The organism is Ureibacillus galli, from assembly GCF_014836845.1.
Taxonomy (GTDB): domain Bacteria; phylum Bacillota; class Bacilli; order Bacillales_A; family Planococcaceae; genus Ureibacillus; species Ureibacillus galli.
Genome location: NZ_JACSQA010000001.1, coordinates 156,508 through 180,033 on the forward strand (window position 1 = coordinate 156,508; position 23,526 = coordinate 180,033).

19 protein-coding genes and 1 other RNA gene are annotated in these 23,526 nt (G+C 35.6%); 4 read left to right on the top strand and 16 right to left on the bottom strand.

The features are described from left to right. Nucleotides 1-372 precede the first annotated feature (372 nt). The 3 genes from H9636_RS00770 to H9636_RS00780 form a co-directional block, all read right to left on the bottom strand. Complete coding sequence (locus tag H9636_RS00770; RefSeq protein WP_225230001.1) at nucleotides 373-672, bottom strand: hypothetical protein; 300 nt, start codon at nucleotides 670-672, stop codon at nucleotides 373-375. Between the two features lie 81 nt (nucleotides 673-753). After that, a complete protein-coding gene (locus tag H9636_RS00775) occupies nucleotides 754-1,560 on the bottom strand; it encodes a sulfurtransferase (RefSeq protein WP_191705748.1) in 807 nt (268 codons plus the stop codon). Next, nucleotides 1,561-5,184, bottom strand: coding sequence for a dynamin family protein (locus H9636_RS00780; protein WP_191705749.1), 3,624 nt, complete (start codon nucleotides 5,182-5,184; stop codon nucleotides 1,561-1,563). 426 nt (nucleotides 5,185-5,610) lie between these two features. Here H9636_RS00780 and H9636_RS00785 point away from each other — a divergent pair, with 426 nt between their 5' ends. Both H9636_RS00785 and H9636_RS00790 read left to right on the top strand, forming a co-directional pair. Beyond that, nucleotides 5,611-6,066 (top strand): chemotaxis protein CheX, encoded by a 456-nt coding sequence (locus H9636_RS00785; protein ID WP_191705750.1) that lies wholly within the window; start codon nucleotides 5,611-5,613, stop codon nucleotides 6,064-6,066. Between the two features lie 277 nt (nucleotides 6,067-6,343). Continuing rightward, nucleotides 6,344-6,781: a PH domain-containing protein gene (locus H9636_RS00790; protein ID WP_191705751.1), complete on the top strand. Its 438-nt coding sequence runs from the start codon at nucleotides 6,344-6,346 to the stop codon at nucleotides 6,779-6,781. 54 nt (nucleotides 6,782-6,835) lie between these two features. Here the strand turns inward: H9636_RS00790 and H9636_RS00795 are convergent, their stop codons facing one another. The 8 genes from H9636_RS00795 to H9636_RS00830 form a co-directional block, all read right to left on the bottom strand. Continuing rightward, a complete protein-coding gene (locus tag H9636_RS00795) occupies nucleotides 6,836-8,737 on the bottom strand; it encodes an ATP-dependent DNA helicase (protein ID WP_191705752.1) in 1,902 nt (633 codons plus the stop codon). 92 nt (nucleotides 8,738-8,829) lie between these two features. Then, the gene (locus H9636_RS00800; protein WP_191705753.1) at nucleotides 8,830-9,972 is read right to left on the bottom strand and encodes a THUMP domain-containing class I SAM-dependent RNA methyltransferase; all 1,143 of its coding nucleotides are present in this window, start codon (nucleotides 9,970-9,972) and stop codon (nucleotides 8,830-8,832) included. Between the two features lie 371 nt (nucleotides 9,973-10,343). After that, an RNA gene (gene rnpB, locus H9636_RS00805) (RNase P RNA component class B) lies at nucleotides 10,344-10,724 on the bottom strand. A 58-nt stretch (nucleotides 10,725-10,782) separates the two neighbouring features. After that, on the bottom strand, nucleotides 10,783-11,088 hold the full coding sequence (gpsB, locus tag H9636_RS00810) for a cell division regulator GpsB (protein WP_191705754.1): 306 nt from the start codon (nucleotides 11,086-11,088) through the stop codon (nucleotides 10,783-10,785). A gap of 256 nt (nucleotides 11,089-11,344) precedes the next feature. After that, a complete protein-coding gene (locus H9636_RS00815) occupies nucleotides 11,345-12,592 on the bottom strand; it encodes a ribonuclease H-like domain-containing protein (RefSeq protein WP_191705755.1) in 1,248 nt (415 codons plus the stop codon). Nucleotides 12,593-12,597: 5 nt separating this feature from the next. Then, a complete protein-coding gene (locus tag H9636_RS00820; RefSeq protein ID WP_191705756.1) occupies nucleotides 12,598-14,874 on the bottom strand; it encodes a DEAD/DEAH box helicase in 2,277 nt (758 codons plus the stop codon). Continuing rightward, the gene (locus H9636_RS00825; protein ID WP_191705757.1) at nucleotides 14,867-15,235 is read right to left on the bottom strand and encodes a YppE family protein; all 369 of its coding nucleotides are present in this window, start codon (nucleotides 15,233-15,235) and stop codon (nucleotides 14,867-14,869) included. The genes H9636_RS00820 and H9636_RS00825 overlap by 8 nt, the downstream gene beginning before the upstream one ends. A gap of 50 nt (nucleotides 15,236-15,285) precedes the next feature. Further along, nucleotides 15,286-15,483, bottom strand: a complete 198-nt coding sequence (locus tag H9636_RS00830; RefSeq protein ID WP_191705758.1) for an endonuclease — start codon at nucleotides 15,481-15,483, stop codon at nucleotides 15,286-15,288. 280 nt (nucleotides 15,484-15,763) lie between these two features. On the opposite strand from H9636_RS00830, the gene recU reads away from it, so the two are divergent. Beyond that, entirely contained in the window at nucleotides 15,764-16,408 is a 645-nt protein-coding gene (gene recU, locus H9636_RS00835; RefSeq protein WP_191705759.1) for a Holliday junction resolvase RecU, read from the top strand. A gap of 26 nt (nucleotides 16,409-16,434) precedes the next feature. After that, nucleotides 16,435-19,095: a PBP1A family penicillin-binding protein gene (locus tag H9636_RS00840; RefSeq protein ID WP_191705760.1), complete on the top strand. Its 2,661-nt coding sequence runs from the start codon at nucleotides 16,435-16,437 to the stop codon at nucleotides 19,093-19,095. Nucleotides 19,096-19,140: 45 nt separating this feature from the next. On the opposite strand, the gene H9636_RS00845 is transcribed toward H9636_RS00840, so the two are convergent. From H9636_RS00845 to H9636_RS00865, 5 genes are all read right to left on the bottom strand, one after another. Next, entirely contained in the window at nucleotides 19,141-19,491 is a 351-nt protein-coding gene (locus H9636_RS00845; RefSeq protein ID WP_191705761.1) for a YpoC family protein, read from the bottom strand. Next, nucleotides 19,484-20,149, bottom strand: a complete 666-nt coding sequence (nth, locus tag H9636_RS00850) for an endonuclease III (protein WP_191705762.1) — start codon at nucleotides 20,147-20,149, stop codon at nucleotides 19,484-19,486. The genes H9636_RS00845 and nth overlap by 8 nt, the downstream gene beginning before the upstream one ends. Before the next feature lie 11 nt (nucleotides 20,150-20,160). Next, nucleotides 20,161-20,880 carry a DnaD domain-containing protein gene (locus H9636_RS00855; RefSeq protein ID WP_191705763.1) on the bottom strand — a complete coding sequence of 240 codons (720 nt, stop codon included), beginning with the start codon at nucleotides 20,878-20,880 and terminating at the stop codon, nucleotides 20,161-20,163. Nucleotides 20,881-20,967: 87 nt separating this feature from the next. Beyond that, the gene (gene asnS, locus H9636_RS00860) at nucleotides 20,968-22,263 is read right to left on the bottom strand and encodes an asparagine--tRNA ligase (protein ID WP_191705764.1); all 1,296 of its coding nucleotides are present in this window, start codon (nucleotides 22,261-22,263) and stop codon (nucleotides 20,968-20,970) included. A 63-nt stretch (nucleotides 22,264-22,326) separates the two neighbouring features. Further along, nucleotides 22,327-23,520, bottom strand: a complete 1,194-nt coding sequence (locus H9636_RS00865; protein ID WP_191705765.1) for a pyridoxal phosphate-dependent aminotransferase — start codon at nucleotides 23,518-23,520, stop codon at nucleotides 22,327-22,329. Between the last annotated feature and the right edge of the window lie 6 nt (nucleotides 23,521-23,526).

The following is a 23,526-nucleotide window of genomic DNA, read 5'->3' on the forward strand; positions in this document are numbered from 1 at the left end:
ATATTTTTGTTTTATTAATATAATATTTGAAACCCCTTACTTTTTAGAAAATACGATTTCATTGAATCCAATTGTGTGAAATAAAACACGTATTACTTTATCAATCGTAATATGAAAACTTTCACAATGTCTTCTGCTCAAAATTTCACAAAGGAAATCTGTTCGTTCACATTTTTGTCACAAATTTCATTTAGCCATTTATCTTTACTGTTCATTTAGGATGAATATTTCTCTGTTTTTGATTCAAAATTATCAATGTTATTTGTTTCGTATGAAATAAAAAACAGCACTCTTTAAAAATAAGAGTGCTGTGGATAATAAATTTCTCTCTATTCACTTACAAGTCGATATGATTCTTCTTAACAGAATTTCTTAATGGATAAAAGGTGCCAAGACGAAAAGGAGAATCGAAAAGGAAATAAGTGATCCACTTACCTTTTTGGAAAGTTTCGTTTTCCCTCTCCCATCATAAAACCAACCTGAAAACTGAAGTTTATTTCTATACAATACGAAAAGTAATATGAAAATCGCTATTCCTACTAAAAAAGCTCCATTTGTATTCGTAATATCTACAGAAAATAGTCGATAAACAATATTCATAATAGCACTCATAATACTACCAAGAATTAAACATACCGCTAAAATTCGAATCAATTCCAAAATGACTTTCAAAATGTCTTTTCTCCTTTGCAAAGCGACATAATTCTCCGGCAAATGTTTCAATTCCACTTGCCGCACACAACAATTCCAAGTTTATTTATTTTCTCCAGTTTCTATCTCATATTGTGTAATCCAATCACTATAACTACCGACATATAATTTTAAATCTTCATAACCTAAATCAGCTAACACGGCATATAAAGGAGATGCCGTCACACCCGAACCACAATAAACAACAATTTGCTTATCCTTTTGTACTTGTTGTTGTAAGCTTTCGTTCCCACGAAGGAATGCTCCTTCTTTTAATTGTTCCCAATCAAAATTTTTCGCAGTCGGAATATGACCTGCTACCTTATCAATCGTCTCCATTTCGCCCAAATAACGCACCTTTGCCCGGGCATCTAATAGAATCGCTTTATCAACACCATCTACAATCCTTTTCACATCTTGTCTTGATGCATAGATGGAATCGTTCCAGGTAATTGAAAGCTGTGACGATGGAAAAACAGAGGCTACAGAGGATAGCTGCCAACCTGCTTCGATTAACGCATCATAGCCCCCATTGACAATAAAGACATTGGGAAAATTCGCATATTTTAACATCCACCATGCTCGAGCAGCAAAAGGAGCACCACCTTGGTCATAAATATAAATTGTATCTTCATAATTTAATCCAGATGTTTCGAATAAATTTTGTAGTTTTTCCTTCGAAGGCATCGGATGGCGCCCTTCTGTTTTTGACATATCCGATAAATCCCGTTCCAAATCCCAGAAAAGCGCGTCCTTAACATGACCCTCTTCAAATACCTTTTGTCCCCAAAGCTTATCTTGCAAATTAAAACGCGTATCGATGAATCGTCCCTTTGTGACTTTTGAAGCATCAATAAACACATTCCCCATCTACTTTACCTCCATCTTTTGCAATTCCGCATAAATCGATTTCCAAGACGCTAAACGGCTTTCTTCTTCTAGTAATAAACGTTCTGTTTCAATTTGATTTAACGCTTGTTTCAATAAATGATCGTTTAATTCCTTAGATTTTGAATCAATTAACGAAGTAGCCCATTGCAAAATTTGTTCCTTTTCATAATCTAAGTAATTTTGTGCATCAGGTTTCGTTAATTCTTCTAAAGCTACTTTTAATTGTTCCTTTTCATTTTTCTCAAAGAACGATTTTGCATTTTTAAAGTACGATTTTACCGATGCATATTTTTTCTCATCTTCAAATGGCCCTTTAAAATCTAATAAACTTGGTTCTTCAGTTTCAAAAGAAATAAAGGAGAAACTCGAGTTTAATTCTTTTAAAGATCTTACTTCATCTTTAAATCGCTCCTGAATACGTTTTTGAATAAATTGAGCTAAACGGAAGTTTGTAACCCGAAGCTCTTGGGCAAAATCAAATCTTAATGCATGGATTGTCTCCTTTAACGCTTGCTCTAACGCAGCTTGTGCTGGTTTAGACGAAAAAGCTGAAGGATTATATGATTCTCTAAAGAAATCCGGATATCGGTAGTAAACCCTTTGCATAACGTAATAAAGAAGTTCATCCAACTCTTGCTTCATATCGCTTTTTAACATGCTCGTAGATGCACTACGATACGTTTTTTCTATATGTTGTTCCAGCTCTTTTAATTCCTTTAACCGATCATCTTTTCGTTTTAAATTCTCTTCTGTTTGAGCTATTAAGTCAAATAGTCGTTGCTGTGTTTTTTCAACTTCCTCGTGTAATGCTTGTACTGCAATAGAGGCCAGTTCTTCATTTAAAAAATGATGGAACGACTCTTCAAACGGTTCCATACCCGAATGGAATTCGGCACCTTCCACTTTTTCTTTAAGAGCAAGTAAGCTTGAAACACCAAATAATTTTGGGAATCGAATACCAAACCGTTGAAGTTCCGTTTTTACATAATTTTTAACATCCTCTTCTTCTTCCTTAGTAGATGCAAGATCAATAGCGTTGACGATAAAGAACATTTTATCTAATTCAAAAGCATCCTTAACTCGTCCTAATTGAATTAAAAATTCTCGGTCAGCTTTTGCAAAGGCATGATTGTAATACGTAATAAACAAAATTGCATCTGCATTTCGAATATAGTCAAATGCAACTCCCGTATGGCGAGCATTAATAGAGTCTGCCCCTGGGGTATCAACCAGAGTAACGCCCATCCGAGTTAAAGGACTATCATAGTAAAAATCAATATTATCAACAAAGCAAGAACGACTCTCTTCTGCAACAAAACGTTCAAACTCTTCACGGTTTACTCGTAAAGTTTGTCCTAACTGAGATTCATACGTTTTGAAACCATGGGCAAAAGCACGAATAAAGGATTTGTGTACATTGAGACGTTCATCGGATAATTGTACTGCAATCCCTTCTTCTGCACGTTCAAATGCTTCTTGTAAAGAATGGACCGTCAAACCGATTGCTTCATAAGAACTCCGAATATCTTCTAGTAACTGTTCTGCCGTTTTCAATTGAACATCTGCTGTTTCATGAGGATGTTCATTCGTTACTGGGCGAATTTTATTAATGGCAGCTGTCGTTGGATTCGGTGATACAGGTAACACTTTAGCACCCATTAATGCATTGGAGAAACTCGATTTCCCCGCGCTAAATGCACCAAATAATGCGATGGTAAAATCTTTTTTCTCTAAACGTTCAACCTTCTTCATTAAAAATTGAGCAACTTCTTCAAAGCCATCAACTTTTTTCACAGCATTGGCTGTTCGAATAGCAGCTTGAATCACTTCACCACTTTTTTCATTATAATGGGCTGTTTGTTGTATTGGCGCAGTTTCTTCTTCCTTATCAGACTCTTTTACAACAAGCATTGAAGGATCGAATGGTCGAATATCTTTCAATGATTGCTCATAACTCTCCTGCCATGCTTTGTATTGGTTGGAAGCACCATTACGTGTATTTTTCGTTGCAGTTTTAATTTCTTTTTCAGCAAACTGTTTTTGTTTATCTACTTTCAAAATCGATTGAATTGCTTCTACTTTTTCTTCCAATACTTTTAACTTTGCCTTTACTGGCGCAGAAAGTTGTTTAGAGGCATCTGCCAATACGTCCCCTTGTTGGTCTCTCCAAATTTCCGTTGCTTCAATGAAATATCTTTTCGTTGCTTCCGCTACTCGGTTGGCAAAGTTAAGAACGGCATCACCAGTTACTAACGAATCCTTTTTCACCTGCTCTTCAATTAACGAAAATGGTACATCAAATGCCATGGAATCGATTTTACTAGCCCGTTCATCTGTTAGAACACCAACATCTTTTAAAGATTGTTTCATTAAACTTTTTAAATGGCCAATAATTTGTGATTGTAAAATGACTTTATATTGTTCAAATACATCTTGAACACGGCGATTTCTTTCTTCTTCTGTTTTCTTCTTCGCAGAAAAAAGACCGCCGACTTTAAATCCTTGTTGGGTACTTTCAAGATATAAACGTAATTTCTCACGGAAATCAGCTGGGATGATAGCCGCATTTGAAAGTAACTCTTTACTTTTCTCTTTAAAGGATTCATTCCAGTTTTCAATGGAGAATAGTTCTGTTTGAAGCTTTAACTTTTCATATTGTTCTAATATATCCTGATGGTTTTCCCATTCTTCATCACTTAAAACATTTTCAGAATCAGCTAATAACTGTTGTTTTTCTTCCTCTAAATAATGGATATGTTCATTTTGTAATTTTAATAAAGTATTTTCCGCAGTATCAACTAACTGCTCTTTCCAATCCTTCATTGAATCCATCACAATTTTTTTCACCGTTTCAAAATCGTTATGAGGATGTTCAAATTCCCGTAATGAAGTGAAAAAGACCCCTTTAGGTACAACGCCCCATGCCGCAAAAGATTGATGAACAGACTGTTTAAAATCTTCAAATGAAAGCTCATTATCTTTATGTTTATCAATTTGGTTAACAATTAAGTATACATTTGGATTGTATTTCATTAATTGCTTTGTAAATTGGAAATTCAGCTCGGATTGAACATGATTATAATCCATTGTATAGAATACGACATCAGCAATATGAAGTGCTGACTCTGTCGACATAGCATGAGCATCATCGGTAGAGTCAACTCCTGGGGTATCCATTACAGTGACCCCTAAAGGTAAAGTGGAATCTCGATGACCTATTTCAATTTGAGATACAAGCTCACCGTTTTTACTTAACTCTTTAACCGTTTTAAAGTCATAACCTGCTTCAAATTTCACTGGTTTTTCATGATGCATATAAACAATGGCATAATCCTCTTCCGATTTATGCACTTTAACGATATTTGCACTCGTAGGAATAGGACTAGCTGCTAATATGTCTTCACCTGACAACGCATTGATCATACTCGACTTTCCTGCTGAAAAGTGACCTGCGAATCCAATGACATATTCTTTTTGTAACAGTTTACGGGCGAATAGATGAAGTTTTTCCATCCGTTCCGTATCTTCATTATTTTTATAAATTATGTATTGTACAGCGGATTGCTGTAATAACTTCTCAATTTTTTCATCAAAAGAACTCATGCAAATAATTGCCCCTTTGTCTCATTTTTGTCACAATTATATACTATCATAATAAAAAAGACAAAATTCGCTATAGAATTGAACAGAAAGGGAATTTTTTTCACATACAAAATAGGAGGTTAGAAATGACGATGATATTGGGGTAATCAGGAGAAGGAGTTTGCTTTAAGATTTAATGGTTCTCTTTAGTACATAAGTACCAACTCCGACATAAATAACGATTGTTATTCCAACAAATAAATAAATCACTCTTTCACACCTCCAATAATGAGAATCATTTTCATTAATTATAATAAAAATTTTGTAAAAACGTCAAGTTCATATTACTTCCGACTCAAAAGTAATGAAAATTATAATAAATTTCATATACTATTATACTAGAACAATGGTAAGATAGGGAAAAGTAGAAAAAAAGGGTGGACTTAATTGAATAATTCAAAACATATACAAACCATTTTAAATGGATCCATTTATTCATTAAAAACGATTCTTCCGATGGAAATGAATATACATTCCCCTTCTGTACTAAATGAACCATACATTCAAGAAGAAATGGGCGTTTTAATTGGTCTGATTGGAGACATAAAAGGACGAGTTGTGATTAATAGCAGTTCATCCACTATCAGCGCTATTGGTACGAAAATGTTTGGGATTCCGATTGAAGGAGAAATGCTAGAGTCTTTTACTGGAGAATTTGGAAATATGTTTGCAGGAAATCTTTGTACCCATGTTGGCCAACAATCGTTAAACATCGATATTACGCCACCAACGGTCATGGTCGGTACAACAAAGCTATGTGGTTTTGAAAAAGCATTTAAACTACCTGCAACGTTAGATAGTGTCGGATCCCTTACGATTCTATTTACCATTGATGAAGAGTAAATGGAGTTTTATTCGATTTCCGATCTATTTAAAACATCAAAAAGGATGATTTATAAGAAATAATTTATTAGAAGTCATCCTTTTTTATCTTCTCACCCACACGGTACACTATAAAAACATTCGTAATAAGTCATATGATTGAATGGATGGAAAAATACATCAGAACTTTACCCATATTGATTAATATTTTTACACAAGAATATTCTCAAAAAAAGTACGTCATAATGAAACTTTCCATTTTTATAAACGTACAAATGAATAAGGTGGGTGATATTAGATGGAATTTCGTTCAAAAATAGACAAATTCTTTATTGTTTTTATATCCATCACGTTATTCATAATAATGGCTGTTTTTTTAATTCCTCTCATTTTCGATAGTGAAAAAACGATTATTGATGTGCTCATTGTACTCACTTTATGTATCTTCAGCATCGCCTTTATTTTATGGACGTCCTTTTCAATTAAATACATATTTGACACAAATACTTTACTTGTAAAAGGCGGTCTTTTTAAAACTCGAATTCCGTATGATGACATTACAAAAATAACTGAGACAACCGAAATCTTTACAGGTTATCGAGTGCTGGCATCAAAGGATGGACTTGAAATTTTTTATAAAAAAGGAATTTTAGGGAGTGTTAAAATTTCTCCTCTTGAGAAGGAACGTTTTCTTACTGAATTAAAAAAACGATGCCCAAACATAATAGAAAATTAAACCGTGTAAATCAAAAAAGCAAAAGTCCCAAAAAGGAACTTTTGCTTTTTTCGATTATATAGGCGTTACAGGTAAAATGTTCATGAATTCTGAACGATATTTACTTTCCTCTTCGTTTAATAATAGATGAATATCACCATAATCATTCGATGTACGAATCAGTCTTCCAATCCCTTGTTGAAGTCTTAATTGCATAAATGGCAATTCCACCTCTTCAAAAGGATTTTCGGCAAAAGCACGTTTTGCATCAAACAATGGATCGTGCGGTGGGAAAGGTAAATCATATATAATAACGCGGGTTAAAGCTTCTTCTGGCAAATCTAAGCCTTCCCATAAGTGATAAGAACATAACGTTTTCACTGTACCCTCTTGGAAATCACGAATAATTGCCGATAATTCCCGATCCCCTTCAAAGGCAATCGTTAATTTTGACATCATGGATAATTTAGACTTAAAGGTTAACATAGATTGTTTGGATTTAAATAAAATTAATGTCTTTTGGCCATCTTGTAATAATTTTTCTACTTTCGATACCTTTTCCCCTTGCTTTAGGTCATGTAAATAAACTTTCATTACCTCTTCATAGTCAAATGGTGATGGAACACTAAAGGATTGATATTTTTTAATCCCTAGACTGTAAGCGATATAAGAGAAATCTTTATTTACAGATAAAGTAGCTGAAGAGAAAACAATCGGAATTTTTTTTGAGAACAATTTCTCTTCAAGGACATCCGTTATTAATCGAGGCATGATGACCAATGTTTCTTCCCCATCCGTTTCCTCTAACCAATCTACCGCATCTCCTTGGGCAATGAAAATACGAATTGCCGCTTCATACTGCTCCAAGAATTCTTCAGCCATATTTAATTCGTATTCTGGAATCATATATAATTCAGATTCGAACACAAACTCTTCTAACAATTTCTCAACATCCATGATTAATTGTTTACCGATTTGAAGTAATCGTTCCGATTTACGAATCGATTTTCGATCCTCCTCTGATGGAACAACATCATCACGTAATTGATCAAAAAATAATTCATGATCATCTTGCAGTTTTTCCATTGCATATAAAGTCTTTTCACGAACGCCATCTACCATAAGACGTTCCAATAAATTCACAATCGTATAACTTTGTACTTTAACCGTCATCGCATTTTGGGCAGCATATTCTAATAAATGTCCTTCGTCTAATACAATCATAGATACTTCCGGCAACAACGGTAATTGTCCTTCCCGTTCCCGTGACTCTTTCGTCGCTAAATGCTCCATTAAGAAATCTTGTGAACAAATAATTAAATCACTTGACTCACGATAATGGGCACGGTGTAAAGTTTGACCGCACCGGTTTCTCATATCACAAACTGAACATTGCATGATTGCATTATAATTGACCTTTTGCCAATCTTCATCACTGACAGATGGATAATCGCTTCTCGCCCCAAAAGGACTAACTGTTAACATGGAACCTTGAGCATAAACACCGTCCGGTATAGACATAGCAATGTCATCAATCCATTCCTCTGTCACTACTTTTTCAGTTTCTTCAAATCTTTTTAAACATAAATATTGATTACGAGATTTTGCTAAACGAACGTCTATCGTTAAACCAAGGTGTTCTGTTAGTTTATAAATATCCCCACCCTCTTTAACGAGCTGGTCAATTAACGTCTCATCCGCGCAAGCTATTAATGCTGGACGACCTGTATATCTAGCATAAGAAATTGCTGGTAACAGATAAGCAATCGTTTTACCTGTACCAACACCCGCTTCTGCGAATAGTACATTTTTTTCTTTTAGTGCCTGTTCAATTTGGTATGCCATAAAAATTTGCTCATCACGGCATTCGAATCCTTTTTCTGGTAACTCATCATATAATACATCTCCCATCCAATCACCAAGGGAGTCGAAAAAGGAACGATCTTTCGATAATTCAAACGGTAAAGACTGTCTCATTCTTTAATCTCCTTCATACTCATGTCTATTATAATAGACATTGAAACGGAAGGAGTATTCCTCCTTCCGTTAAATTTCCAATTTAATTTACTTTAATTATTATCACGTTTTGATTTTTGACCCCAATATTGATATAAATCTGTACGAATAAATCCATTGAATAATTTACGTTTCTTTGTTGCCTTTTTACCATAAAGCTCTTCAAAATTTTCCATTGAAGAAAGCATATATACGGACCACGTCGGATAGTTATTCATTAATTGTCCTATTGTACGAATGACATTTTCGATTTCTTCCTTCTCTCCAATACGTTCTCCATAAGGAGGGTTTGAAATGATCACACCATCCATTGATTTCGTCGTAAAATCTGTCGCTTGCATTTGTTTAAATACAATTAAATCACCGAAACCAGCTTCTAACGCATTACTTTGAGCAATTGTTACCATTCGATGATCGATATCAGACCCTATAATTTCAAGAGGTTGGTCATATTTTGCTAAATCATCCGCTTCATTTCGCGCGTCTTCCCATATTTTTTCCTTCATCCAATTCCATTGTTCTGAAATAAACTCACGATTATAACCCGGTGCAATGTTTTGTCCTATCATCGCTGCTTCCAAAGGAATTGTACCCGAACCACAAAACAAATCAACAAAAGGTCTACTTGGACTCCATCTTGAAATTTTCACAAGGGCAGCAGCTAATGTTTCTTTTAATGGCGCCTCCCCTTGGGTTTGTCTATAACCCCGTTTATGTAGACCAGCTCCAGATGTATCAATCGTTAAAGTGGCTACATCTTTCAAAATCGAAATTTCAATTTTAAATGTTGCCCCTGACTCATCTAAAAAGCCCAATCGTTTATAATGAAACTTCATTCGTTCCACAATTGCTTTTTTCACGATGGATTGGCAATCTGGAACGCTAAATAATTTGGATTTAACCGATTTACCCGATACAGGGAATGCCGCATCGACAGGTAAAAATTTCTCCCATTCAATCGCTTTTGTATTCTCAAATAATTGATCGAATGTGTGGGCCGGAAATTCTGCTACAACGATTTTTACACGGTCAGCTACACGTAACCAAAGATTGCATCGCGCAATTGCTGTTTCATCACCTTCAAAATAAACCTTCCCATTGTCCACGCGGGTTTCATACCCTAAATCTTGAACTTCTTGGGCAACAATTGATTCAAGTCCCATTGCTGCTGTCGCTACTAATTGAAATTTTGTCATTATACAATATCTCCTTGGTGTACAAATTACAGTTGTGAATAAACTAATTCAACTTTATTTATATTACAACCCCATCTTAAGAATACAACGTTATTCCTATACTAGGGAATTCGTTCTTTTAACAGTTCATTAAAATTAGGGAATACCATTTTATGTATTTAAACGATACCATTAGCATATTACCCTAATTTTAACTCTCCCATACACTAAAAGAAAAGCTCTCCAATAGGATGGAGAGCCTCTTATATGAGTAAAATCTCTAAATTACATAATGAATACTTGTTCAAATCATCCATTACCAAATGATTTTGAACAAGTATTACAGTGAATTTCATTTTAACATTTAGTTTAAATTATCAATATCATAGAAATTCATAAGCCATGTTTTGTTCCCGGGTACTCAAGCAGCCGAAGCCTCGTACGAATCGGGTAGTAATCATCTATCTACGAAAGAATGTCTTTCGTCCCTCCATCTGTTCATTTCCTTCAGGAGAGTGCCCCTACCATAATTTGGGTTTCTCACTCGTGGGGTTTACCTCGTTCCACCTTTATTGTTTCCAATAAAGCTACGTCACTGTGGCACTTTCAGGAAGTGTCAACCATATCATAAAGACTTAGGTTTTCCTTCCGCCGTCAAGCTAAAGCTTGCCTTACCTTATTTTTTCAGTAAGCACGAACACTACGGCCATCTCAGAACCGTGTGAGCATGGACTTTCCTCTACAATCTAAAATTGCAGCGATTACTCGAATTTGACTATGATAAAAGTATTATACTAAAAAATTATCACAAAAGCAAGATGTTTGGTAAAATTATTCGTACAACTTACTTCCAAACACATGCTTTTCTAAATTCGAAAGTCGTTTTAAAATATCAAAATTCGTATTGCCTACTGGTTGTTGAACTTGTGGACGGCGAGCTGCACTGTTCTCAAGTTCTTCTTTTAAACGTTTATTTTCGGCACGCAATTCTTCTAATTCTTCTACAACTTTTTCAAATACGTCGTAATCTTCCATAATTTGATCTAAAAATTGATCTACTTGGTCAATACTATAACCTTTCATCACCTTTTTAAATTCTTTTTCTAATATTATTTTTGAATTTAGTTTAATTTCCATTCACATCGCCCTTCCATCCGATACGGTCATATTTCAATTATATCATATGAAAATAATAAAAGGGATTTAAAGAAACTGTTTTAACAAAATTACAAGTAATTTTTAAATCGTATACTTAAGATAAAAATGTCAAATTATGCGCTTACCCGGGAAATTATTTTTAAAATATTCAGGAAATTATCGCGCATCCTGAAAAATAATAGCTTGTACATCGAGTATGTGACACTGCCTTAAGACATTTTAAACAATCGGATATTCATTTTTTTAGTTTCTTTTCAATCCTTTGCAATCTATTTGTCCAATTGATGACATACTTCTGTTGTTGATCTTTCTTTAAAAAAGTTTGGCTCTCAATAAGTTGCAATCCTTCATTTGTATAATGTAATGCCCGTTCATATTCTTTTAATCGATGTTCACATAAGATGGCGAGTTGCTCTAATACCTTAAGCTTTTCTTTATTATTCACAAATGAAAGGGCATTTTGAAAAGAAGCAATTGCCTCTTCAACCATTCCATTTCGTTTTTGCTGGAAAGCTAAGTAATAGTGGGCAAGACCAGCCTCTTCTGTCTCATAATTCGTCGTAACGGTCGTTAATACTTGTTCACTTTGAAGCGGTTGTTTTAAATCCCCATACCATTTCCCTATATTTGTATAGGTTGTTGCAGATTCTTCCCACTTCCTATCAAGTAACAAGTTTGTTGAATGAATATAAAGTGTCACTAAGGACAACAAATCCCATTCATTGTGATAAAGTACTTTCATTAAAGCAGAAGCATTTCCACTCTTCACAGCATCTGTATAAATAATCGGAGCTAAAAACCCTGGAATATCACCATTTCGCCTAAAACCGAGTTTTTCCTCCTCGACTTTTGTTAATTTCATTCTTTCCAAATTATTTTTCCATATTCGCTTTGAACTGTGTAGTAAATCAATTTGTCGAGGATTTCGTAATTTGGGTAATACGTTTTGATTCAATGTCCATCTTGTTTCCAATTGGGGCCAATCAAAACTTTTCCCATTATAAGAAACCACGGTTTTCGGTTGCTGCCAAAATTTAGATTCAAACAAAAACGCTGCTTCATTTGCAGGGTCTGCTAATACATATTGGGTAAGGACAAATTGATCCTCATCAGCGCTTAATATCCCTAATAGAAAAATATTTGTCCCTACACCTTTTAAACCAGTCGTTTCGGTATCAAAAAAAATGATGGGTTCATCTATTTTGATGGCGTAGGGGTGTTCAACATTAGCTTGCTGCCATTTTTCAAGGGCATCGTAAAATAATCCTAATTGATAAAAACCGTGTTGAAACGTAAGGGGATACGTAACTTCCCTTTTAAATAGAACACCAAAATCATTTTCTACTAACGTTAGACCAGCATTTTGCCATTCATTAATATACGATGGTTTCTCCGGTTTTTGAAAAGTAGGTTTCTCTTTAGGTTGCTCTTTCTTTTTCCCAAGCATTTGCTTTAACTGCATCATTTTATTTTCGTATGACATGGGGCTCATCCTATTTCATTTAATAAAATTGTTAGTATTTTAATGACTTTTTGTTTACTTTCATTGAAACTATCTTGTGCGCCAATACAAGAAGGACACCCGTTTTGACAAGGACAACTTTTCACATGGTTTATCGTTTGCTCAATAATTGGTACTAAAATATCATATACCCTTTCACTGAGACCAATGCCTCCTGGATAACTATCATAAATAAATAGTGTTGGCTTATCATTGTGAACGGATTTCACTTGGGGTACAACTGTTAAATCATTTCGGTCACACTGAATATATAGAGGGATAAATGATCCAATTGCATAACTGGCGCCCGTTAAAGCATCCGTTAACATTTCCTCTGACCAGTTTTCAGGTAAGTTAAAGGACAGCCACGTAGCATTTGTATGCATCTCCAAGGGTGGAATATGAATTTTACCTGAGCCAATATTTTCGTGGGTTTGGAAACGAATTTTCTTAAATATTGTCGGAATGGCGAGTAAACTAATATCTCCATAACTAACCGAAGCCGTTTTATATTGACTTGTTTTATCTTCATTTAAAACTTTTAACTCCACGGCTAAATTGGCATCAGTAAAGTAATCCACATCTACTTCACGGACATAGGCTTTTTTCTCTTCCCAATCGAGCATTTCTACTTGGAACTGGGTTCCTTGATGAAGATAAATGGCTTCTTCATGTAGAAGGGTCATGGCGCTGTAAGTATCCATTTCGCCGATAACCTTTGTTCCTGCCGGCACCGTTTGATCAATAATGACAACATTCTCTTGTGAAGCAGAACGCAAACTAATTTCATGGGCTGGGAAACGTTCACTCATCCAATACCAGTTTGAACTAGTTTTCACTAATACACCTTCATCTTGTAAAAACTCGAGTAATTCTTGTACTTCAAACTCACCATAATTATCTGTTACAGAAAATGGTAATTCAAAAGCGGCACATTTTAAATGATCCATTAATATGAGAATATTATCTGGATTAATTAATGCCTCTTCGGGAGAACTACCTAATAGATAAGTAGGATTGTTTACAACATATTGATCTAGAGCAGTCGAATTTGCCACATAAATAATTAAAGCTGAGTCTTGTCTACGCCCTGCCCGTCCAGCCTGTTGCCACGCACTAGCGATGTTACCAGGATAACCTGTCATAATACATGCTTGTAATTGGCCGATATCTACCCCTAATTCTAAAGCATTCGTACTCACTACAATTTGAATGGTTCCATCCCTTAATCCCTTTTCAATTGCTCGACGTTCCGTTGGTAAATATCCACCTCGATAGCCACGAATGGACTCATCTTGAATTTTATTTTTCGTTAAACTTTTTAAATAAGTAACGAGCATCTCGACTCGAACGCGAGATTTAGCAAAGACAATTGTTTGAATTCCCGCTTCAAATAAACGAGTTGCCAAATCGCGAACTTCTAACACACTGCTTCTTCTAACCCCAAAAGTCGGATGTACAATTGGTGGATTATAAAATAAAAATGTTTTTTTACCAACCGGTGCACCAGATTTAGCGATTAGCTCATGGCTTGTATTCGTTAACTTTTCAGCAAGTTGTTTTGGATTTTTAATAGTAGCTGATGTACAAATAAAAATCGGATTACTACCATAAAAAGCGCAAATTCGTTTTAAACGTCGAATGACATGGGCTACATGACTTCCAAATACCCCTTTATATGTATGTAACTCATCAATGACAATATACTTTAAATTTTCAAATAGAGAGACCCACTTCGTATGGTGAGGTAATATACCCGAATGTAACATATCGGGGTTCGTCATGACGATATGACCAGCTTTTCTAATTTTTTGTCGAATCGCAGGTGCAGTATCTCCATCGTACGTATAACTCAATATTTCTTCTTCCATATCTTCGATTAAATCATTTAAATCGGCTTTTTGGTCTTGTGCTAATGCCTTCGTAGGAAACAAATAAATGGCCCTACTCGATTGATCTTCTAAAATTTTTTGCAATACTGGTAAATGGTAACATAGTGATTTTCCGGAGGCGGTCGGTGTAACAGCGGTAAAGGATTTCCCGTTTATCGCATAATCAAAGGCTTCCCGCTGATGGGTATATAATTGCTCTATTCCCCTTTTAGTTAATGCTTTCGTTATTGATGGATGTAGTTCGTTCGGAAATTGGGAATAACGTGCCGGAGTTGCTTCAATTGTTTGCCAATGGACAATATTTTGTTTTAACGCTTCGTCATATTGCCATTCGACTAATAAATCATCAATCGTACGTCTTTTACTAAACATCCTTTTCACTCTTCCCCTCTAAATAACGTAAAAAGAAAGATAACGTGTAATGGACGGATTGTACAGACTGAATAAATCGTTTTTTACTCGTTTCTTTATAAAAAGATTGTACGACAAATTGATTCATCGCATCGACAACGTTTTGAATTTGCGATTCATGCATATATTTCGGTCTGTTTTCTTTAATCCAATTTAATGCGTTTTGCTGCCACTCTATTAATAAAGATTGTATGTTATCCGCATAAGGCTTTACTTCTTCAAAAAATTGGGGTGTTGCGTCAAGTTCACGCTGTTTATAAAAACGGTTAATTGACGCATCACACTCTTGTATTAACTGTTTCGATTGTTCGATTAATTCCATTTTTAGTACCCTCTTAAGATTCTTATATTGTTTCTTAAGTGTACCAAAAACTAAGCTAATTCTCTAGTAATAGGGGAACAAGCATTCTTTACATGATAATGCTTTTCTGCTAAGCTTACTTTTTGATAAGTGCTCCCTAGTAGAGAGAAAAATTGGTTATGAATGTGCGCCCGTTCATTTTCAATCTTTGCTGTCATCATTTGATCGATGCAGTCAATTTGCGAAATGAGTATTTGAATTCTATTCATTGTCATTCCTCCTTTGACAAATAGAATTCATTACATGTATTCAAAACCCTTTCCACTTGTCAAAACTAGACATAGGTTGCTAAAACAACATATTTTTCGATAATGAAGTTTCTTATAAACTTCATCAAAAATAATTTGTTGCATATTTCTCCATAAACTATTTCATATAATAGAAAAAGTCTAGTCATATATTGATTATAGTTACGTTCGATAGTCTATGCTAAAAGAAGAGATACTTTAGCGGAACATTCATAAATTTATGTTAAACTTGTTGGTAGAAATGATCTTTCAAAAAGGAGTGCTTTTCGTGATACATTACCCTAATGGCAAACTATATCAGCCGAGCGAACCCCTTTCGAAAACGAAAAAACCTGCTAAAAAAAAGGAGCTTTCTTTTAGTAATCGCGGAAAAACTCTTGAAGATGAGATTAATGAAACGAATACTTACTATTTAAATCAACAAATCGCAATCATTCATAAGAAACCTGTTCCGGTTCAAATCGTCAAAGTAGAGTACCCGTCACGAAGTGCAGCAGTTATTCGAGAGGCTTACTTTCGAACGCCATCTACGACAGACTATAACGGTGTTTGGAACGGATATTATATAGATTTTGAAGCGAAGGAGACCGAGAGTAAAACGTCGTTTCCTTTAAAAAATGTCCATCAACATCAAATCCTGCACATGAGGGATGTGACAAATCAAAAAGGAATTGCCTTTACGATCGTAAAATTTTCTTCTTTAGATCGATATTTCGTTGTTCCATTTACTATACTCGATGATGCTTGGCGAGATATGGAAAAGGGTGGCAGGAAATCTATACCATTATCAATATTCGAAACAAAAACTATCGAGATTCGTCCAGGATATAATCCGCGAATCGATTACTTAACCGCAATACAAAAACTGATTACAAACGAAGAATAATAGATTGTTAAAGCGAGGAGATTATTTTGACTGAGAAAAGACGCACTCGTGAAGAGTTAAAACGAGAACGCGAACAACAGAAGAAAAAACTGAAAAAACCAGCAAGTTCTTGGATTAAACGAATTATCGTTACAATTCTTATCATTGGTGTTGTCGGATTATTAGGTGGTGCTGGATTATTTGCGTATTATGCAAGTTCGGCTCCCGAGTTAGATGAAGAACTATTAAAAGATCCGATTTCTTCCGAGTTTTACGATAAAAATGGTGAGTTATTTGCAAAAATCGGTGCAGAAGACCGTAAATATGTAGAATACGATGATATTCCTCAAGAAATGATTGACGCCATTTTAGCAACTGAAGACTCGCGCTTCTTCGACCATTTTGGTCTTGATATTTGGCGTTTAGGTAGTGCCGTCATTGCTAACGTCACTCAAGGTTTCGGTGCACAAGGGGCAAGTACGATTACCCAACAAGTTGTAAAAAATTCATTTTTAAGTAATGACAAAAAGTTAAAACGTAAAGCACAGGAAGCATGGCTTGCGATTCAACTAGAAAAACATTATTCAAAAGAAGAAATTTTTGAAATGTATTTTAACAAAGTACTTATGTCTGGACGGGTTTATGGATTTGGAACTGCTGCAGAATATTTCTTTGGTAAAGAATTAGATGAGTTAGAATTGGATGAAATGGCTTTACTTGCAGGTATCCCTCAAAGCCCGAACAACTATAATCCATTCAAAAATCCTGACCGAGCGAAAGCACGACGGGATTTAGTACTTGATTTAATGGTACAACATGAAAAAATTACAGAAGAACAAGCTGCTGAAGCGAAAAAAGTTGAAATTGCTTCACGGATTTTACCGGAAGAAGAACGTCAAACTGTAACAGGTACAAAATATGATGCCTTTTTAGATGTTGTATTAGAAGAACTTGAAGAAAACGGGGATGGCGAAGCATTAGCAGAAGGAATAAAAGTTTACACTACTCTTGATCCGAATGCTCAATCGGTTGTAGAAGGGATTATGAATGATCCTGAAAACTTCCCTACAGAGGATATTCAATCTGGTGTTTCTGTTATTGATACAAAAACTGGTGAGATTCGTGCAATCGGTGGCGGAAGAAATTACGGTGCAGAGAGAGGTTGGAACTATGCTGATGATTTAAAAGATCGTCAACCAGGTTCTACAATGAAACCTTTACTTGACTATGGTCCTGCCATTGAAAACTTAAAATGGTCAACTGGACAAACGATTGTTGATGAAAGAATGACTTATTCGAATTCAGATAAAGTGATTACGAACTGGGATAATAAATATTTGGGCACAATGACAGTACGTGAAGCATTATATCAATCACGAAACGTACCAGCTGTTAAAACCTTACAAGAAGTTGGAACAGATACAGCGAAAGAATTTATCGGAAAATTAGGTATCGAAACTGAAGATGTATATGAATCTGATGCAATTGGAGGCGGAGCAATTTATATGTCTCCTATCCAAATGGCTGCTGCTTATGCTGCCTTCGGTAATAATGGTGTTTATAATGAACCAACTGCGATTAAAGAAGTAGAGTACCGGGACGGTTCAAAAAAATCTTATAAATCCCAACCAGAAGTGGCGATGAGCGACTATACAGCCTATATGGTTACAGACATTTTACGTGATGTTTTAAGCGATAAACCAGGAGCTTCTGGATCTGCCGCTGCAGTACCGGGCCTAGATATTGCAGGTAAGACGGGTACAACAAATTACTCTGCAGAAGACTTTGATAAATTCGACTTGCCAAGTAGCAGTGTTCCTGATTCATGGTTTGCAGGATATACAACGAATTATTCAATAGCGATTTGGAGCGGTTACGCTCAACGTTCTGAACCAATTACGACTTGGGATGAACGTCGTTTGCCACAAAGATTGTTTAAATCAATCATGGGGCAAATATCCGATGATGTTGAAACAGCTAAATTTAAAAAACCAAGTTCCGTTGTAGAAGTAACGATTGAAGTCGGAACAAATCCATTACAATTAGCAAGTGAATATACACCAAAAGAATTACGAAGAACAGAATTATTTGTTAAAGGAACTGAACCATCTCAAGTATCAGAGAAATACGAAGAGATTGAATTAGATGCTCCTACCAAATTACAAGCGAAATACAATGATGAAGGAAGCACAGTTGATTTAACTTGGGACTTTAAAGCACCTAAAGGAAATGAAGATATGGATATTTCCTTTGAAGTATCGATGACCGTCGATCAAGAACAACCTGTTGTCGTTAATACAACGTCAGATAAACAAATACAAATTCCGAATATCGAACCTGGACGCAACTATACATTCTCAGTAGTAGCAGTTTCAGATGATATCCGTAGTAAACCAGCAACCGTTTCAATTTTCATTGAAAATAAAATAGAAGAACCAGAAGTTGAAAATCCAGAAAACCCGAATAACGGAAATGGCGAAAACGGGAATGGAAATGAAAACAACGGAAATGGGAATAACAATGGCAATGGCAATAATGGGAACGGAAATAATGGGAATAACGGAAATGGTAACGGTGACGATGATAATTTAGATGATTTAATAATACCAGGAGAAGAGGATAATGGCGGCGAAGATGTCACTGATAATGGTGATAGTGAAATAGAAGCCCCTACAGAACCGACCGATCCGACCGAAACACAACAATAATAAAAAGGAACATCAATCAGAAGAAAATGATTGATGTTCCTTTTTTTATGATTTAATTCTTAAGCGGGCTAATCGTTTTTTTAACTCTTTAAATAGTTCATCCAATTGGCGATAACAAGCATACTGCCCCGGTCTTGCTTTAATAAATGAAAGCCGTTCCATTCCATTAATGGGGAGAACTTCATATTCTTCGTTTTCATTAACTGTTTGTTCATTGCAGTACGAACTGTTTACTACACACTCTTCAAAAAGGGATATCCCCTTCTCCATTAACGTTTTTGCTTCGCCACTCCGTTGGTCATGGGCTTGATGAATAAGCAGACTTAGTTCCTCCCATTGCGCAAAATAAGGTTCGACCCTCTCTTTTTGAATTGCTTCCGGTCTTACTTTAATCAACGTTTTTCACCAAACCTTTTTTCAAACGTTTCTGCCCTTCTCTACAATCGTCCAGTAATGGACATGTATGACATTGAGGATTTTGGGCTTTACAATGGTACCGGCCAAAGAAAATTAATTGATGGTGCGTTTTCGACCAATTCTCCTTTGGCGTTTTTTTCATAATCGTTTCTTCTACTTCCAATACCGAATCTTTTAATCGACATAATCCTAAACGTTTAGAAACACGTTCAACATGTGTATCAACTGCAAGGGCAGGTATATTAAATGCAACGGACAATACAACATTCGCGGTTTTGCGTCCTACACCAGGTAGTGTGACAAGTTGTTCTCGACTTTGTGGAATTTCCCCATTAAAATCCGTAAGCAATTTTTCACATAACGCCTGTATATTTTTCGCTTTATTACGGTAAAGTCCAATCGAACGAATATCATTTTGCAATTCTTCTAATGGTACAGCTAAATAATCTTCCGGCGTTTTATATTTTTGAAATAATGTTTTGGTTACTTTATTGACAAGGACATCTGTACATTGGGCTGACAATAGTGTAGCAATTGTTAACTCAAACGGGTTCTCGTGTACGAGCTCACAATGTGCATCTGGAAACATTTCGTCCATTACGTTTAAACAATGTTCCCACTGTTTTTTCGTAAGCATAGTTACACCCCCTACTCTCTTTCTTCTAACCAGTTATAAAAGGAAACTTTATTTTTATTTTCCTGCACCGTATTTTGCTTTTGTTGTACTACTGTTGTTTTTTGATGAAATTGTTCTGTATGCTTTTCAACTTGTTTTACTGAAGTAATATTTTTCTTTTTCCATTCAAATAAAATCCGATCAATATATCGTAGAGAAAGTTTACCAGCCAAAACCGCTTCTTTCAATGCTGCTTTTATAATAGCAGGGGAATGATGATCTGCGTCTAACCACATCGAAATCGTTTCAATTTCCATCGGTGATAGAAGACGACCGAATTCTTGTTCAAATATCGAAAAAATTTCGCCCTCTTCATTTTTCACTTCTAAAGACTCTTTCTGCATCGTCGTAGATTCAATATAATCCAAAATCCTATCCCATAGCGGGAAAACCGAGTATTTTTCAAATAATCTTCCACTACCGTCAATGCCTTGGGTAATTTCTAAAAAGCCCTTTTGTAGGAGTCGTTGAAGTTTTAATGAAATGTCATTTTCATTGACATGATAACGTTTCGCAATATCTGTTGGCGTAGGAAAATCATTTCCTTCAGAATGAAAAGCTAACAAATGCAGTAATAGTAATGCTTCATCATCAGCGATCTTTAGATCTTTATAATGTTGAAAAAAAAACTGAGGAACTGTTACATTCCCCTGCCCTGTCCACGTACGGAGTCGCTGTCTTTTATCGTTCATAAGAAGACTCCTTTCTATTCTTATCGTAAGGAAAGCGCCCGTATATACGGACGCTTTTTATGTGCGGGAAAAATCTTCCTTATTTCATTATGGATATAAACGATTTAAAAGTCTTGGGAATGGAATACATTCACGAACGTGTTCTGCACCACTAATCCAGGCTACAGTACGTTCTAACCCTAAACCAAAACCAGAATGAGGTACAGACCCTTGTTTACGTAAATCTAAATACCAAGCATAAGCAGATTCATCTAAGTTATGTTCTGCGATACGTTGTTTTAACAGTTCATAATCGTGAATACGTTCAGAGCCACCAATAATTTCACCGTAACCTTCAGGTGCAATTAAATCTGCACATAATACAACATCATCTCTTTCTGGATGAGGTTGCATATAGAATGGTTTAATTCCTACTGGGTAGCAAGTAATAAATACTGGTTTATCGAAATGCTCCGCAATTGCTGTTTCATGAGGTGCACCAAAGTCATCTCCCCATTGAATATCTGTAAACCCTTGTTCATGTAGGAATTTAATCGCATCATCATAAGTAATGCGTGGGAATGGCGCTTGAATGTTTTCCAATTTGGAAGTATCGCGTCCTAATCGTTCTAATTCCAATTTACAATTTTTAAGTACAGACTGAACAATATAAGCAACATATTGTTCTTGAACTTCTAGATTTTCTTCAAATTCGACAAAGGCCATCTCCGGTTCAATCATCCAAAACTCAATTAAATGACGACGAGTTTTTGATTTTTCTGCACGGAATGTCGGGCCGAATGAGAATACTCTTCCTAAAGCCATAGCTGCCGCTTCCATATATAACTGACCCGATTGAGAAAGATAAGCATCTTCATCAAAATACTTTGTATGGAATAGTTCTGATGTTCCTTCCGGAGCAGAACCTGTTAAAATAGGCGGATCAATTTTAACGAAGCCATTGTTATTGAAAAATTCATATGTAGCTCGAATGACTTCATTACGAATTTTCATGATGGCGTGTTGTTTACGAGAACGAAGCCATAAATGACGATTGTCCATTAAAAATTCGACACCATGTTCTTTTGGTGTGATTGGGTAATCCACAGCAGCGTGAATCACCTCAATATCAGTAACAGCAAGCTCACATCCAAAGCTAGAACGAGTATCCTCCTTAACTTCTCCCGTGATGTACATAGACGTTTCTTGAGTTAAACCTTTTGCTGTTGCAAATAGTTCTTCTCCTACTTCTTCTTTTACGATGACCCCTTGGACAAAACCTGAACCATCACGTAATTGTAAGAAGGCAATTTTACCACTTGATCGTTTGTTTGATAGCCAAACACCTAATTTTACAGTTTCGCCAATATGATTTGGCATGTCTTGAATCATAATTTTCTTCATATTGTTCCTCCACAAAGGACTAATTTTATTATTGTCGTATTCGTATTTCAACAGTTTACTAAATTAGTCTTGCCATTTTGATTTTACGAATTGATCGATACGTCGAACCGCTTCTTCTAATAATTCTAAAGAAGTCGCGTAACTTAAACGGATCGTTGTAGGTACGCCGAAACCTGAACCTGGAACTACTGCAACATTTGCTTCAGTTAAAAGTGCAGTGGCAAAATCATCTACTGATTTGTATCCAGTTTTTTCAGCTGCTTCTGATACATCTGGTAAGAAGTAGAATGCACCTTGAGGTTTCACGACACGGAAGCCGGGGATTGCATTTAATTTCGGATAAATTGTTTCTAAGCGTGCTTCAAAGGCTCTTCTCATTTCTTCAACAGAATCTTGCGATCCATTGTATGCCTCAATCGTTGCATGTTGAGAAGTAGTTGTTGGATTAGATGTTGAATGGGATGCCAAATCAGCCATCGAATTAATTATTTGGGCATTTCCAGCAGCATATCCAATTCTCCAGCCAGTCATCGAATGGGATTTCGCTACTCCATTTATAACGATAGTGCGCGACTTTACTTCTTCGGAAACTTGGGCAATTGAAAAATGTTCAAGTCCATTGTATAGAAGTTTTTCATAAATTTCATCCGATACGATTAATATATCTTTTTCTACTGCTACTGCAGCTATTTCCGCTAATTCTTCTCGAGTATAAACCATACCAGAAGGATTGCTAGGTGAGTTGATAATCACGGCTTTTGTTTTGTCAGTTATTGTTTCACGTAATTGAGATGCTGTAATTTTATAATTTTGTTCACTAGTACTTTCAATATAAACCGGTACTCCACCTGCTAATTTGACTTGTTCAGGATAAGAAACCCAATATGGAATTGGAATAATGACTTCATCACCTTCATTCAAGATGACTTGGAATAAAGTATAAAGAACATGTTTTGCCCCAACACCAACAAGAATCTCATTCGGTTTGTATTCCAGTTTGTTGTCTCGTGCTAATTTTTCAATTATTGCTTGTTTTAACGCGGGAAGTCCACCAGCTGGAGTATATTTCGTATGACCGTCATACATTGATTTTGCAGCCGCATCAAGAATGTTTTTAGGTGTATTAAAATCCGGTTCTCCCGCTCCTAAACCAATCACATCGATTCCTTGTGATTTTAATTCTTTTGCTTTTGCCGTAATCGCTAAAGTTGCTGATGGTGTTAGAGTTTTTACACGATTGGCTAATAATTCTTTCATCAAAAA